Genomic DNA, 13,309 nt, shown 5'->3' on the forward strand with positions numbered 1-13,309 from the left:
GGCGCGGGTGTCGACGATGGCGAACGGGTCGTCCTGCTCCGGGGCCATGTAGCCGGGGGTGCCGGCCCGGGCGGTGAGACCGGAGGCGGCGGCGAGGGCCTTGGCCAGCCCGAGGTCGGCGATCAGCACCCGCTCGCCGTACGGGCCGGAGCGGAACAGCACGTTGCCCGGGCTCAGGTCGCGGTGCACCACGCCGTGCCGGTGCAGGACGGCGACGCCGGCGGCGATCTCGGCCAGCAGTTCCAGGGCGGCGGGCGCCGGCATCGCCCCGGCCGCCAGCCGCTCGCGCAGGCTGCCGCCGTCGGCCCAGGTCAGCACCGAGTACGGCCGCCCGTCGGCCAACTCGCCGACCGCGTGGACGCGGACCAGCCGCTCGTCGTCGAGCCGGCGCAGCAGGCGGGCCTCGTCCAGGAAGCGCTCCCGTACGCGCAGGTCGTGGTGCCAGTTCTCGGCCAGCACCTTGATCGCCACCCGGGAGTCGAGCACCGGGTCGTGGGCCAGCCACACCGTCGCGAACGACCCCGTGCCCAGCAACCGCTCGACCCGGTAGGGCCCGATCCGCCCCGGACTGCTCACCGCACCACCCCCGACACCGGCACCGCCGGTCGCCGTTCCGCCTCGACAGTAGACGGCGGAGCGGGCCGGGGGCAGCCCGCGGCCGCCACGCGGGGTCGGCGCGTCGGGCGGGCCGGGCGCACCGGTCGGGGCGTACTGGTCGGGCGCACCGGTCGGGAAACCGACGAACCGATCCGGCCGGACGGGTGACCAACAGGACAAGGACACCCGCACTCCGGAGGAGGAGATCCCCGTGCACCGTCTCTCGTACACCGTCGTCACCGCCCTGCTGGCCACGGCCGGGCTCGTGCCGATCACCACGGCGGCACCGGCCGCCGCCGCGTCCAGGCCGGCCGCCGTCGCCGGGAACCTGTCCGAACGTGCCGACGGCCGCCTCGGCGCGGGTACGGACGGCGCCGCCCTCCCGGCCGCCGCCGATCCCGACGAGGTCCGGCTCATCAGCGTCCGGGGCGCGGGGCCGTTCCGGATCGGGGCCGACCTGGCTCGCCTGTCGGCGGCCGGCCTCATCGACTGGGTGGCTCCCGACTGCGACGGCACGGTCCGTGCCGGCGTCACCGGGGCCTGGGCGGGGAAGATCCTGCTGGCCTTCCGCGACGGGCGGCTGGTGGAGGTGGGCACCGCCACCGCGCCGCCGCGCACGCCCGCCGGCGCGGGGGTGGGCATGTCCTTCGCCGCCTTGGAGGAGATCTACGGCCCGCGGGGCTCGATGATCCGCAACGACGCGGGCGACGCCTCGGCCTATCTGGTGCGCGTCGGTTCCCGGGTGGAGCTGTTCACCGGCCACCCGATCCGGCCGGGGGTCGGCTACCTCCAGGTCGGGCCGGCGTCCGTCGTCGAGCGCGGTTTCCGGGAGGGCCGGTCCTGCTGAGCGGCCGGCGCCCACGGCGGCGGATCCCTCCGAGGGTCCGCCGCCGTCCGTTTCGCCCGAACACACTGATGTTGACGCGCACGATGATGTATCACTGGACGATAGTGTGTGACACACAGTATGGTGTGACGCATGGTTAGCGATGAGATCCTGCGAACGCATCTCCAGGAGTTGCGCCGGGGCACCGTGGTGGTGGCCAGCCTCGTCGCGCTGCGCCGGCCCGACTACGGTTACGCGTTGCTGCAACGCCTTTCCGACCACGGCTTCCCGGTCGACGCCAACACGCTCTACCCGCTGCTGCGGCGGCTGGAGGAGCAGGGGCTGCTGACCAGCGAGTGGAACACCGAGGAGAGCCGGCCACGCAAGTTCTACCGGACCAGCGAGGAGGGCGAGTCGGTGCTGGGCCGGCTCCTCACCGACCTCGCCACAGTGCAGACCTCCCTGACCGGGCTGATCGAAGGAGCCGATCGATGACCACCCTGACCGACCGATACCTCACCGCGACCCTGCGTTCGGTGCCGGTCGCGCGCCGCGCGGAGATCGACACCGAGCTGCGCGCCTCGATCGCGGACATGGTCGAGGGCCGTACGGCCGGCGGGCAGGACGCCGCCGCCGCCGAGCGGGAGGTGCTCACGGAGCTGGGCGACCCGGACAAGCTCGCCGCCCGCTACGCCGACCGCCGGTTGCAGCTCATCGGACCGGCCTACTACCTGGCCTGGTCGCGGCTGATGAAGTTGCTGCTCAGCTTCATCCCGGCCCTGGTCGGCGTGCTGGCCGGCCTGCTCAGGGTCGCCGACGGCGGCAACGCGGGCGAGGGGATCGGCGCGGGCATCACCACCGCCTTCCAGGTGGCCGTCCAGATCGCCTTCTGGGTGACAGTGGTCTTCGCGGTGCTGGAGCGCACCAAGACCCCCCTGCACCTGCCTGCGTGGAGCGTCGACCAGCTCCCGGAGGACACGATCGACCGGCAGATCACCCTCACCGACATCGCCGCCTCGGTCACCTTCCTGGCGCTGGTCATCGCCTACCTGCCGATGCAGCACTTCCGCTCGTTCGTGCCCACCGACGACGGCGAGAACCTGCCGATCCTCGACCCGGCGCTGTGGAGCTTCTGGCTGCCGTTCCTGATCGCGGTGCTGGTGGCCACGATCGGCCTGGAGTTCGCCAAGTACCGGGTCGGGCGCTGGACCTGGTCGCTGGTCGCGGTCAACGCGGTACTCGGCCTGGCGTTCGCGGCGCCGGTGGTCTGGCTGATGTCGACCGACCGGCTGCTCAACCCCGAGTTCGTGGCCCGCTTCGAGTGGCTCGGCGAGGGCGACAACCTGAACCTGGTGGCGACCGCCGTGGTCGCCGGCACGGTGCTGGTGACGCTCTGGGACATCCTCGACAGCGCCGTCAAGACGTGGCGCAACCGCACCTGATCCACCACCGTCACGGCCCGGCGCGCCACGCGTGCCGGGCCGTGACCGTGCCGCCCCGCGACAGGCCGGGCCGCCCCGGCCGGGTGCCGGATCGGCGGCGCCCGGCGGGATGAGATCCTGACCTGGATGAACAGCGACACCGACGAGGACTGGCGACGCCCGGGGCCCACCCCGGAGCAGCGCCGGCTGGACGTCTACATCGGGTTGGCCGCGACCGTCCTGGCGCTGTTCAGCCTGACCCTGACCCGCAGCGCCGGCGCGTTCCTGCTCGGCCCGCCGCCGTCCGGCCCGGAGCAGATCTTCTGGACCGTCGCGGTGACCCTGCCGCTGATCTGGCGACGCCGGTTCCCCGCCGCCGTCACGCTGGTGGTCTCGATCGCGTTCATCGCCGCGCAGGCCCGCTCCGCCCCGGAGACGCAGCTCGCCTCGTGGGCGCTGTTCGCCGCCCTCTACACGTTGGGCGCGTGGGGCCGGGAACGGCGGCTGTCCCGGCGGCTGCGGATCGGCGTCATCGCCACCATGTTCCTGTGGCTCGGGATCTACTACGCGACCACCTACACCACCATCCCCCCGGACGCGTTCGCCCGCGCCGTCGGGCCCGTGCCCCCGTTGCTCGCGGCCATGGTGAACGGCGTGCTGGTCAACGGCCTCTACTTCGGTTTCGCGTACTTCTTCGGGGAGACGGCGTGGCTGGCCGCCCGGCGGCAGCACGAGGTGCAGGCACGGGCCGAGGAGCTGCGCCGCTCGCAGGCCGAGATCCGCGAGCACGCGGTGGTGGGCGAGCGGGTCCGCATCGCCCGGGAGCTGCACGACGTCGTCGCCCACCACGTGTCGGTGATGGGTGTGCAGGCGTCCGCCGCCCGCCGGGTGTTCGACAAGGACCCGGTCAAGGCCCGCGCGGCGCTCAGCGCGATCGAGGAGACCGCCCGCACGGCCGTCGACGAGCTGCGCCGGATGCTCGGCCTGCTCCGCGCCCGCGACGGCGGCCCGGACCGCCCGGAACAGCCGGGACCGGCCGGTGTCGACCAGATCGCGGCCGTGGTCGAGCGCGCCCGCGAGGCCGGGCTGCGGGCCACCATGGGCGTGTACGGGGACCCGGCGCCGCTGCCGGAGTCGGTCTCGCAGGCCGCGTACCGGGTGGCCCAGGAGGCCGTGACGAACACGCTCAAGCACGCCGAGGGCGCGACCGCGCTCGACGTGCGCATCCGCTACCTGGCACACGAGGTGGAGGTCGACGTGACCGATGACGGACGGGCGACCCGCCCGGCGAACGCCGACGGGCTCGGCCTGGTCGGGATGCGCGAGCGGGTCGCCACCCACGGCGGCGCGCTGGAGGTCGGCCCGCGCGCCGGCGGTGGCTGGCGGGTACGGGCCCGGTTCCCGCTGCCGCTGCCGGTGGGGCGGCCCGCGTGAGCGCCGGGCAGGAGGTGCCCGGGACCGACCGTCCGGTCCGGGTGCTGCTCGCCGACGACCAGCACCTGGTCCGCACCGGTTTCCGGGTCATCCTGGAGGTGGAGGACGACATCGAGGTCGTCGGGGAGGCCGCCGACGGGGAGCGCGCCGCCACCATGACCCGGGCGCTGCGTCCGGACGTCGTGCTGATGGACGTCGAGATGCCCGGGGTCGACGGGCTGGAGGCCACCCGGCGGATCACCGCCGGGGAGGACGGGCCGGGCGGGCCGGCCGTACTGATCCTCACCACGTTCGACCGGGACGACTACCTGTTCGCCGCGCTGCGCGCCGGGGCCAGCGGCTTCCTGCTCAAGAACGGCACCCCGGAGGCCCTGATCGAGGCGATCCGGGTGCTCGCCCGGGGCGACGGCCTGCTCGCCCCGGAACTCACCCGGCGGGTGATCGCCACCTTCGCCCGCCCCGGCGAGCCCGGCCCGCCGGGCGGCCCGAGGACGGCTCCCGAGGCGGCGCTGCGGGACCTCACCCCCCGCGAGCGGGAGGTCCTGGTCCTGGTCGCCGGCGGCGCCAGCAACGCCGAGATCGCCGCCGAGCTGCACCTGGGCGAGGCGACGGTGAAGACCCACGTCAGCCGGGTGCTCGCCAAGCTGGGCCTGCGCGACCGGGTGCAGGCGGTGGTCTTCGCGTACGAGCACGGGGTGGTGCGCCCCGGCGGCTGACCCGGCTCCGCCATGAGGGGGACGTCGTGCTCGATCTCGGGGCGGACGGCGGGGCGCGGCCGGCGATCTAGCGTGGACGCCGTGACCAATGTGCTCCGCCTCGACGGCGTCGACCGCAGCTTCGGCGACCGACGGGTGCTCCAGAACGTGTCCTTCGACGTGGCCGCCGGCCGGATGACCGGCTTCGTGGGCGGCAACGGCGCCGGCAAGACCACCACCATGCGGATCATCCTCGGGGTGCTCGCCCCGGACGCCGGTGAGATCACCTGGCAGGGCGCTCCGCTGAGCCGGCGGGCCCGCCAGCGCTTCGGCTACATGCCGGAGGAACGCGGCCTCTACCCGAAGATGAGCGTCCGGGACCAGGTGGCCTACCTGGGTCGGCTGCACGGGATGACCGCCACCGCGGCGCAACGCAACACGGACGCGCTGCTGGAGCGGGTCGGGCTCGCCGAGCGCGGCGACGACCTGCTGGAGACGCTGTCGCTGGGCAACCAGCAGCGCGCGCAGATCGCCGCCGCCCTGGTGCACGATCCCGAGGTGCTGGTGCTCGACGAGCCGTTCTCCGGGCTCGACCCGTTGGCCGTGGACACGGTCGTGGCGGTCCTGCGGGAGCGGGCCGCCGCGGGCGCGCCGGTGCTGTTCTCCAGCCATCAGCTGGACGTCGTCGAGCGGCTCTGCGACGACCTGGTGATCATCGGGGGCGGCGTCATCCGGGCCGCCGGCAGCCGCGAGGAGCTGCGCGCGACGTACACCGTGCCCCGGTACGAGCTGGTGGTGGAGACCGACGCCGGCTGGCTGCGGGACCAGCCGGGGGTGACCCTCGTCGACCTGGACGGCGCGCGCGCCGTGTTCGACCTCGCGCCCGGCGCGGACGAGCAGCCGGTGCTGCACGCGGCGCTGGCGCGCGGCCCGGTCCGCGCGTTCCGCCCGGTCAGCCCCTCCCTCACCGAGATCTTCCGAGAGGTCGCCCAGTGAACACGATGCAGGCCACCCGGCTGGTCGCCGGCCGGGAGATCCGGGTCAAGCTGCGCGACCGCACCTTCCTGTTCAGCACCCTGTTCTTCCTGCTGATCGCCGCCGCCGCGACCATCCTGCCGCCGCTGCTCTCCGGCGGCCCGTCGAGCGTGGCGGTGACCGCGTCGGCGGCCGGCCCGCTGCGCGAGGCGGGGCTGGAGGTCCGTACGGTCCCCGACGACCGCGCCGCCGAGCAGGCCGTACGCGACGGCGACGTCGACGCCGCGGTGGTCTCCGGGCCGGCGGTGCTGGCCATGGACGAGGCCCCCGACGACGTGGTGGCGGCGCTGAGCACGCAGCCCGCGGTCCGGCTGCTGGACCCCGACGCGGTGGACCCGATGGTGGCCTTCCTGGTGCCGTTCGCCTTCGCGTTCATCTTCTTCGTCACCTCGCAGACCTTCGGCGTGCAGATCGCGCAGAGCATCGTCGAGGAGAAGCAGACGAGGATCGTGGAGATCCTGGTCGCCGCGGTGCCGGTACGGGCGTTGCTGGCCGGCAAGATGATCGCCGGCACGGTGCTGGCCCTGGGGCAGATCGCCCTGGTCGCCCTCGTCGCCCTGGTCGGTGTGCAGTTCGGCGACAGCGGCGGACTGCTCTCGCTGCTGGCCCCGGCGATCGGCTGGTTCCTGCCGTTCTTCCTGCTCGGCTTCGTGCTGGTCGCGGCCATGTGGGCGGCGGCCGGCGCACTGGTGAACCGCCAGGAGGACATCGCCGGCGTGTCGACGCCGGTGCAGCTCGCGGTCATGCTGCCGTTCTTCGCGGTGATCTTCCTGAACGACAACGCGACGGCCATGCGGGTGCTGTCCTACGTGCCGTTCTCCGCGCCGACGGCCATGCCGTTGCGGCTGTTCACGGGGGACGCGGCCGGCTGGGAGCCGCTGGTGTCCCTGGCCCTGCTGCTGGTCGCGGCCGCCGCAGTCGTGGCCGCCGGGGCCCGGGTGTACGAGGGCTCGCTGCTGCGCACCAACGGCCGCACCTCGGTGCGCACCGCGTGGCGGTCGCGCGAGAAGGTGGGCTGACGGTTCGGCCGGCGGCTACCGCCAGGTGGACCGCTTGCGGCGGCTGTCGGTCGCGGCGGCGGTAACCGGGTCCGTCAGCCCGGCCGGGACCAGCGGGACCAGCCGGCCGGTCGCCCCGTCCGGCTGGCCCGTCAGGACGCCCGGTCGGGGCGCCACCGTGCCGTCGACGGCGAAGAGCGTCCCGTTCGGGAGCCCGGGCTTCGCGCCCCGGTAGGCGGCCATCAGCCAGGTGCGGCCTTGACTCAGCCCAGCGCGTCCATCAGGGCGGTGACATAGGCATCCAGCCGCTCCTCCACGGCTCGCGTCGTCAGCTCTGTCCTACCTGCCTTCCGCCATGGCTGCGTCACCACCTGCACTTCTTCTGAGCACGCCAGCGCGTCCCGCACCTGCCAGTACAGCCGCTCGCTCGCGGCCGCGGCCAGCACCCCGCCGGCCTCCTCGTACGCCTGAGCGAACCGCAGACCCCACGCCGGGCCGTGCAGCAGTGCGAGATTGGTGGAGCAGTGCGCCACATCGAGATCCGCCGGGCCCCAGGAGGTCGCTGCCCAGTCGACGACGCCGGTGATCCGGGCACCTGCCGGCCTTGCGGGTGGCACGTCGAACAGCACGTTGCCGGGTTGGAAGTCCCTGTGCAGGAACCGCCCTTCATAGGGCGGCGCGGGCCTGCGGATCACGTCGATCGCCGCGGCCCATGCCGCCGCGTCGGCGCCCTTCGGAGTCACGACGGTGTCGGCGGTCGTCAACGCCACATACTCCCGGGGCCGCTCGGCGGGTCGCACCGTGTGGATCGCCACGAGTTGACGGGCCAGCAGAGGAACGCGCGTCTCCAATCCCTCATCGTCGAGGACCGTCCGGCCTGCCAGATGTGTCATCAGGAGCGATAGATACTCGCAATGCGCGGCGGTCGGATCAACCGCGAGCAGTCCAGGAGCCGGCACGCCGGTGCCGGTGAGCAGGGACAGAGCGTCGGCCTCCCGGTTCAGCCAGTCCTCGGCGTGTCCCAGGTAGAACGGGTTGACGAAGCTCCGCAGCACCAGGTCGCGGGTGCTTTCGTCCCGCGTGCCGATGGTCAGCCTCCGCATTTCGGCAGTGATGCCGCCGTGCAGCGCCTCGGCCCTGACGATCCGTTCGCCGGCCTCCAGATGTCGGCTCACCCAGGCCAGTGTCAACGGTCGGACAGCCGCCGCCCCATCGTGGTTGGTCACCGTGCCACCTCATCATCGGGAGGGCGGCACGCGCGAAGGTTTTATGCGGGAGAGCTTCGACCGTCGCCGCGCAGCAGGACCATCCACCAGCAGCGTGAACCGGACGCGACATCCACTCCCGGGCGGTCGCCGCGGAGCGGTGTCCGGACGGCACGGCTCCCGCACAACCGGCATCGAGACCGGCGCCGCCGGAAGACGGCTCGGCGTCGGTAGCGGGTTCCCGACCACGGGGCCGACGCGCCGCGACAGCAGCCGGTCCTTCGCCCCGCCGGGAAACGGCTCGGCGACGGTTGCCGGTCCCCCGCCCGCCGTACCCGGCGACGGGGAACCGGGCAGAAGCCCGTCGGTCAGCCGACGGCCTCCATCACCTCGTCGCTGACGTCGAAGTTCGCGTAGACGTTCTGCACGTCGTCGCAGTCCTCCAGGACGTCGATCAGCTTGAAGATCTTGCGGGCGCCCTCCTCGTCGAGGGGGACGTTGACGCTCGGGATCAGCGACGACTCGGCCGACTCGTACTCGATGGCGGCGTCCTGGAGCGCGGTGCGCACGGCGATCAGGTCGGTCGGCTCGGAGACCACCTCGAACGCCTCGCCCAGGTCGTTGACCTCCTCGGCGCCGGCGTCGAGGACCGCCATCATCACGTCGTCCTCGGTCGTGCCGGCCTTGGGGACGAGCACGACGCCCTTGCGGGAGAACATGTACGACACCGAGCCCGCGTCGGCGAGCGAGCCGCCGTTGCGGGTCAGCGCGGTGCGCACCTCGGTGGCCGCGCGGTTGCGGTTGTCGGTGAGGCACTCGATCAGCATCGCCACGCCGTTCGGGCCGTAGCCCTCGTACATGATGGTCTGCCAGTCGGCGCCGCCGGCCTCCAGGCCCGAGCCGCGCTTGACGGCGCGGTCGATGTTGTCGTTGGGGACCGAGTTCTTCTTCGCCTTCTGGATGGCGTCGTAGAGCGTCGGGTTGCCGGCCGGGTCACCGCCGCCGGTGCGCGCGGCGACCTCGACGTTCTTGATCAGCTTGGCGAACATCTTGCCGCGCTTGGCGTCGATGACCGCCTTCTTGTGCTTGGTCGTCGCCCACTTTGAGTGGCCGGACATCTGCTACCTCCGTTGCTACCCGCCGTCTGCATCGACCGACCGCGCACGCCCCCGCTCCCGCCGGCGCACGCGGTGGTGCCGGGCAGCCCTGCGGGAAAGCCGTGGACGGGCAGCTGGCCCCGCCGAATCTCGGCAATCCTACCGACGCCCGGCGGGTCGCTGTCACCGCGCCGCGCGCCGCCGCCCCGCCCCGACCGCCCGCAACGGGACGGACGGGACGAAAACGCGGCTGCGGTCAGGCCCCGAAGCCGTACGAGCCCAGCACCCCGAACCCGGAGGTGGACCGCTGTTCGCACCGGTCCTCCAAGCCGGGCCGGTAGCGGCGGAACGACTCCAGCTCCGGCAACGGGCCCGGCAGCTCGGGCGCCACGGCGATGTCCACGAAGCTCCGCTCGTCGTCCAGTTGGAGCGTCACGAACCGCAGCCCGGCCGGCCGGGTCCGGGCCACCTCCTCGTGGACGGCCCCGAGCAGGCGCAGGTGCTCCGACAGGTGCCCGGCCCGGACCCGGTAGCTGATGATGATCGTCTCCATGCTCACCCCACCCGCTCCGCGCCGGCGTCGGCCGCCACCGGGTCACCGGGGCGCGGCTCGCGCGCCTGGGCGACGATCTCCGTCAGCATCGCCGACAGGGCTTCCGCCCGCTCGGTCGCCGGCGCGATCCGCCCCGGTGCCGTCGGATCGCCCGGATCCGCCTCGGAGAAGTCGAAGTCGGTGAAGACGGTCAGCGAGACCGCGGTGGGCACGACCATCGCCCGCACCTCGGTCAGGATCTGCCGTAGGTGCTCGTTGGCCAGGGTGCCGCCCCGCACGCCGTAGCTGAGTATTCCGGCCGGCTTGCCGTTCCACTCGGCGTGGAGGTAGTCGACGGCGTTCTTCAGCGCGGCCGGCACGGAGTGGTTGTACTCCGGCGTGACGAACACGAACGCGTCACAGGCCCCCACCAGGGCGGACCAGCGGCGGGTGTGCGGGTTCCGGTAGTCGCCGAACATCGCCGGCACCGGCTCGTCGAGCAGCGGCAACTGCTGCTCCGCCAGGTCCAGCACCGTCACGGTCGCCGCACCGGAACGCACCGCGTCGTGCCCCGCCGCGACCTCCGTCGCCCATCCCGCGACCGCCGGACCGCGCCGGCCGGGACGGGTGCTTCCCACGATCAGGCCGATCCGGACCGGCCCTGCTGTCTGTGCGTTCTCCATGCCGACGAGCCTGCGACCGGTCCGGCGGCGTGGGGAGACCGCCGCAAGGGTGGCCCCGACAGGGCCACCCTCCGCCGGCGGAACACTGCCAGGATGGCCGGGTGATGGACGGAGAGTTGGGCGCGTTCCTGCGTAGCCGCCGGGAAGCCGTGCAGCCGGCCCAGGTCGGCCTCGCCGCAGGGTCCCGGCGGCGCACGCCCGGGCTGCGTCGAGCCGAGCTGGCGACGCTCGCACAGGTCAGCGTCGAATACCTGACCCGCCTGGAACAGGGCCGCGACACCCATCCGTCGCCCGAGATCCTCGCCGCGCTCGCCGACGCCCTGTTGCTCGACGACGCCGACCGCGAGCATCTGCGGCAGTTGGCGGCGGCGAACCACGGCCGGAGCCTGTGCCCGGGTGAGCGGCAGACGGTCTCCCGCACGGTTCGGCCGACCGTCGGCGCGGTGCTCGACGCGCTGCGGGACTCCCCCGCGTACGTGCTGAACCGGCTCGGCGACGTGCTGGCCTGGAACGATCCGTTCGACCGGCTGGCCCGCCCGCTGGGCCTGTTCGACGGCCACCGCCCCAACCTGGTGTGGTTCGTGCTTGCCGACGAGCGCGCCCGCGACCACTTCCCCGACTGGGCACAGCTGGCCGACCACCAGATCGCCGAGCTGCACCGGCTGCGCCAGGGTGACCTGGCCGTCGACGACTTCGCCGGGCGGCTCGCCCGTACGGTCGGCGCGCCCTTCACCGAGCGGTGGCAGCGGCGACCGGTGGCCGCGCCGGTCACCGGCGTGCGGGGGCTGCAGCACCCGGAGGTGGGGCTGCTGCGCCTGACCTACGAGACGCTGGAGTTCGCCGACAGTGACCACCAGCGTCTCGTCGTCCACGTTCCCGCCGACGCGGCCACCGCGGCCGGCTTGGACCGGCTGCGGGGCCGCCTGCCCGGGCACCTGCGCTCGGTGGCCGGCTGAGGCGACGGGCCCTCCCGGCCGGAGGATCCGTCGCCGCCACTCAGCGGGACGCCCGGACCATCGCCACGAAGTACGCGTGCACCCGCGCGTCGCCGGTCAGCTCGGGGTGGAACGAGGTGGCCAGCAGGTTGCCCTGCCGCACCGCCACGACCCGCCCGGCGGCCGGGCCCTCGGTCACCGTGCCGAGCACCTCGACGCCGTCGCCGACCCGCTCGACCCACGGCGCCCGGATGAACACCGCGTGGAACGGGCCGCCCTCGATCCCGGTGACCCCCACCGGCGCCTCGAAGGAATCGACCTGCCGGCCGAACGCGTTGCGCCGCACGGTCATCTCGATGCCGGCGAAGCCGCGCTGGTCGGGCCGGCCGTCGAGGACCTCGGTGGCCAGCATGATCATGCCGGCGCAGGAGCCGTAGACCGGCATGCCGCCCGCGATGCGCTTGTCGATCGGCTCGCGCAGCTCGAAGATGTCGGCGAGCTTGCTGATCGTGGTGGACTCACCGCCGGGGATGACCAGCCCGTCCACCGCGTCCAGCTCCTGCGGGCGGCGTACCGGGCGGGCGTCCGCGCCGGCCTCGGCCAGCGCGGCGACGTGCTCGCGGACGTCGCCCTGGAGGGCGAGCACGCCGATGACGGGTGCGTCGCTCATCTGCCGTTCCTCTCGTGGTGAACGTGGCGGCTCGGTTGCTTCGTCAGGAAGGGCACCTTCCTGCGCACCAGGCGACAGGAGGGTGCCCTTCCTGACAGCTCACCAGCCGCGCTCGGCCAGGCGGTGCGGCTGCGGGATCTCGTCGACGTTGATGCCGACCATCGCCTCGCCCAGGCCCCGGGAGACCTTGGCCAGCACGTCCGGGTCGTCGTGGAAGGTGGTGGCCTTGACGATCGCGGCGGCGCGCTGCGCGGGGTTGCCGGACTTGAAGATGCCGGAGCCGACGAAGACGCCCTCGGCGCCGAGCTGCATCATCATCGCGGCGTCGGCCGGGGTGGCGATCCCACCGGCGGTGAAGAGCACCACCGGCAGCTTGCCGCTCTCGGCGACCTCCTTGACCAGCTCGTACGGCGCCTGGAGCTCCTTGGCGGCCACGAACAGCTCGTCGGTCGGCAGCGAGCTCAGCCGGCGGATCTCCTGCCGGATCTTGCGCATGTGGGTCGTGGCGTTGGAGACGTCACCGGTGCCGGCCTCGCCCTTGGAGCGGATCATGGCCGCGCCCTCGGTGATCCGGCGCAGGGCCTCGCCGAGGTTGGTCGCCCCGCAGACGAAGGGGACGGTGAAGGCCCACTTGTCGATGTGGTTCGCGAAGTCGGCCGGGGTCAGCACCTCGGACTCGTCGACGTAGTCGACGCCGAGCGACTGGAGGATCTGGGCCTCCACGAAGTGACCGATCCGGGCCTTGGCCATGACCGGGATGGAGACGGCGTTGATGATGCCGTCGATCATGTCGGGGTCGCTCATCCGGGACACCCCGCCCTGGGCGCGGATGTCGGCGGGCACCCGCTCGAGCGCCATCACCGCGACGGCGCCGGCGTCCTCGGCGATCTTGGCCTGCTCGGCGTTGACCACGTCCATGATCACGCCGCCCTTGAGCATCTCGGCCATGCCGCGCTTGACGCGGGCGGTGCCGGTGACGGGGCTGGCGCTAGCGTTCTGGGCAGTGGTTTCGGGCACGGGTCATCGCTCCTCGAACATGCTCGGGGGGTGGCTGCGGAAATGCTACGACGGTCCCAACGCCGATCCGACAGCCAATCAGGCCCACGGTGGCCTGCACTGTGGCAGCCATCACCGCCCCCGCGTGGTTCCTCCCCACCTGCCCCGCTGCTCCCGGATGCGAA

The 13,309-nt window shown here is 73.1% G+C and carries 16 protein-coding genes; 8 read left to right on the plus strand and 8 right to left on the minus strand.

The annotated features are described in order from the left end of the window. Positions 1-576: serine/threonine-protein kinase (locus tag F6X68_RS22700; protein ID WP_151456178.1), on the minus strand; the 576-nt coding region annotated here is incomplete at its 3' end. Positions 577-808: 232 nt separating this feature from the next. Between F6X68_RS22700 and F6X68_RS22705 the strand changes: the two genes are divergently transcribed. From F6X68_RS22705 to F6X68_RS22735, 7 genes are all read left to right on the plus strand, one after another. Further along, positions 809-1,444, plus strand: coding sequence for a hypothetical protein (locus F6X68_RS22705; RefSeq protein WP_151456179.1), 636 nt, complete (start codon positions 809-811; stop codon positions 1,442-1,444). A gap of 132 nt (positions 1,445-1,576) precedes the next feature. Then, positions 1,577-1,918 carry a PadR family transcriptional regulator gene (locus F6X68_RS22710; protein WP_089001033.1) on the plus strand — a complete coding sequence of 114 codons (342 nt, stop codon included), beginning with the start codon at positions 1,577-1,579 and terminating at the stop codon, positions 1,916-1,918. Further along, positions 1,915-2,865 carry a permease prefix domain 1-containing protein gene (locus tag F6X68_RS22715; RefSeq protein ID WP_151456180.1) on the plus strand — a complete coding sequence of 317 codons (951 nt, stop codon included), beginning with the start codon at positions 1,915-1,917 and terminating at the stop codon, positions 2,863-2,865. The genes F6X68_RS22710 and F6X68_RS22715 overlap by 4 nt, the downstream gene beginning before the upstream one ends. Before the next feature lie 126 nt (positions 2,866-2,991). Then, positions 2,992-4,278 (plus strand): sensor histidine kinase, encoded by a 1,287-nt coding sequence (locus F6X68_RS22720; protein WP_151456181.1) that lies wholly within the window; start codon positions 2,992-2,994, stop codon positions 4,276-4,278. 14 nt (positions 4,279-4,292) lie between these two features. Beyond that, a complete protein-coding gene (locus tag F6X68_RS22725; RefSeq protein ID WP_151456192.1) occupies positions 4,293-4,994 on the plus strand; it encodes a response regulator transcription factor in 702 nt (233 codons plus the stop codon). 81 nt (positions 4,995-5,075) lie between these two features. Further along, positions 5,076-5,969 carry an ABC transporter ATP-binding protein gene (locus F6X68_RS22730; protein WP_151456182.1) on the plus strand — a complete coding sequence of 298 codons (894 nt, stop codon included), beginning with the start codon at positions 5,076-5,078 and terminating at the stop codon, positions 5,967-5,969. Further along, positions 5,966-7,027 carry an ABC transporter permease gene (locus F6X68_RS22735; RefSeq protein WP_151456183.1) on the plus strand — a complete coding sequence of 354 codons (1,062 nt, stop codon included), beginning with the start codon at positions 5,966-5,968 and terminating at the stop codon, positions 7,025-7,027. Before F6X68_RS22730 ends, F6X68_RS22735 begins: the two co-directional genes overlap by 4 nt. Before the next feature lie 15 nt (positions 7,028-7,042). On the opposite strand, the gene F6X68_RS22740 is transcribed toward F6X68_RS22735, so the two are convergent. From F6X68_RS22740 to F6X68_RS22760, 5 genes are all read right to left on the minus strand, one after another. Beyond that, positions 7,043-7,249, minus strand: a complete 207-nt coding sequence (locus F6X68_RS22740; RefSeq protein WP_151456184.1) for a hypothetical protein — start codon at positions 7,247-7,249, stop codon at positions 7,043-7,045. Positions 7,250-7,269: 20 nt separating this feature from the next. Next, entirely contained in the window at positions 7,270-8,232 is a 963-nt protein-coding gene (locus tag F6X68_RS22745; RefSeq protein ID WP_151456185.1) for a phosphotransferase family protein, read from the minus strand. Between the two features lie 347 nt (positions 8,233-8,579). Continuing rightward, the gene (locus F6X68_RS22750) at positions 8,580-9,329 is read right to left on the minus strand and encodes a YebC/PmpR family DNA-binding transcriptional regulator (RefSeq protein ID WP_151456186.1); all 750 of its coding nucleotides are present in this window, start codon (positions 9,327-9,329) and stop codon (positions 8,580-8,582) included. 235 nt (positions 9,330-9,564) lie between these two features. Next, entirely contained in the window at positions 9,565-9,861 is a 297-nt protein-coding gene (locus F6X68_RS22755; RefSeq protein ID WP_151456187.1) for a hypothetical protein, read from the minus strand. A 2-nt stretch (positions 9,862-9,863) separates the two neighbouring features. Then, positions 9,864-10,523, minus strand: coding sequence for an NADPH-dependent FMN reductase (locus F6X68_RS22760; protein ID WP_151456188.1), 660 nt, complete (start codon positions 10,521-10,523; stop codon positions 9,864-9,866). A gap of 104 nt (positions 10,524-10,627) precedes the next feature. Here F6X68_RS22760 and F6X68_RS22765 point away from each other — a divergent pair, with 104 nt between their 5' ends. Then, positions 10,628-11,479 (plus strand): helix-turn-helix transcriptional regulator, encoded by an 852-nt coding sequence (locus F6X68_RS22765; protein WP_225852370.1) that lies wholly within the window; start codon positions 10,628-10,630, stop codon positions 11,477-11,479. 40 nt (positions 11,480-11,519) lie between these two features. Here the strand turns inward: F6X68_RS22765 and pdxT are convergent, their stop codons facing one another. Next, on the minus strand, positions 11,520-12,128 hold the full coding sequence (gene pdxT / locus F6X68_RS22770) for a pyridoxal 5'-phosphate synthase glutaminase subunit PdxT (protein ID WP_151456190.1): 609 nt from the start codon (positions 12,126-12,128) through the stop codon (positions 11,520-11,522). 99 nt (positions 12,129-12,227) lie between these two features. Next, the gene (pdxS, locus tag F6X68_RS22775; protein ID WP_151456191.1) at positions 12,228-13,145 is read right to left on the minus strand and encodes a pyridoxal 5'-phosphate synthase lyase subunit PdxS; all 918 of its coding nucleotides are present in this window, start codon (positions 13,143-13,145) and stop codon (positions 12,228-12,230) included. Positions 13,146-13,309: the final 164 nt, after the last annotated feature.

The sequence above is a fragment of the Micromonospora sp. AMSO12t genome (assembly GCF_008806585.1).
Taxonomy (GTDB): domain Bacteria; phylum Actinomycetota; class Actinomycetes; order Mycobacteriales; family Micromonosporaceae; genus Micromonospora; species Micromonospora reichwaldensis.

What these genes read in the sequence shown, in the direction of transcription:
- F6X68_RS22710 (WP_089001033.1), top strand. Translation starts at nt 1,577, where the DNA reads ATGGTTAGCGATGAGATCCTGCGAACGCATCTCCAGGAGTTGCGCCGG.
- F6X68_RS22715 (WP_151456180.1), top strand. Translation starts at nt 1,915, where the DNA reads ATGACCACCCTGACCGACCGATACCTCACCGCGACCCTGCGTTCGGTG.
- F6X68_RS22720 (WP_151456181.1), top strand. Translation starts at nt 2,992, where the DNA reads ATGAACAGCGACACCGACGAGGACTGGCGACGCCCGGGGCCCACCCCG.
- F6X68_RS22740 (WP_151456184.1), bottom strand. Translation starts at nt 7,249, where the DNA reads ATGGCCGCCTACCGGGGCGCGAAGCCCGGGCTCCCGAACGGGACGCTC.
- F6X68_RS22750 (WP_151456186.1), bottom strand. Translation starts at nt 9,329, where the DNA reads ATGTCCGGCCACTCAAAGTGGGCGACGACCAAGCACAAGAAGGCGGTC.
- F6X68_RS22755 (WP_151456187.1), bottom strand. Translation starts at nt 9,861, where the DNA reads ATGGAGACGATCATCATCAGCTACCGGGTCCGGGCCGGGCACCTGTCG.
- F6X68_RS22760 (WP_151456188.1), bottom strand. Translation starts at nt 10,523, where the DNA reads ATGGAGAACGCACAGACAGCAGGGCCGGTCCGGATCGGCCTGATCGTG.
- F6X68_RS22765 (WP_225852370.1), top strand. Translation starts at nt 10,628, where the DNA reads ATGGACGGAGAGTTGGGCGCGTTCCTGCGTAGCCGCCGGGAAGCCGTG.
- pdxT (WP_151456190.1), bottom strand. Translation starts at nt 12,128, where the DNA reads ATGAGCGACGCACCCGTCATCGGCGTGCTCGCCCTCCAGGGCGACGTC.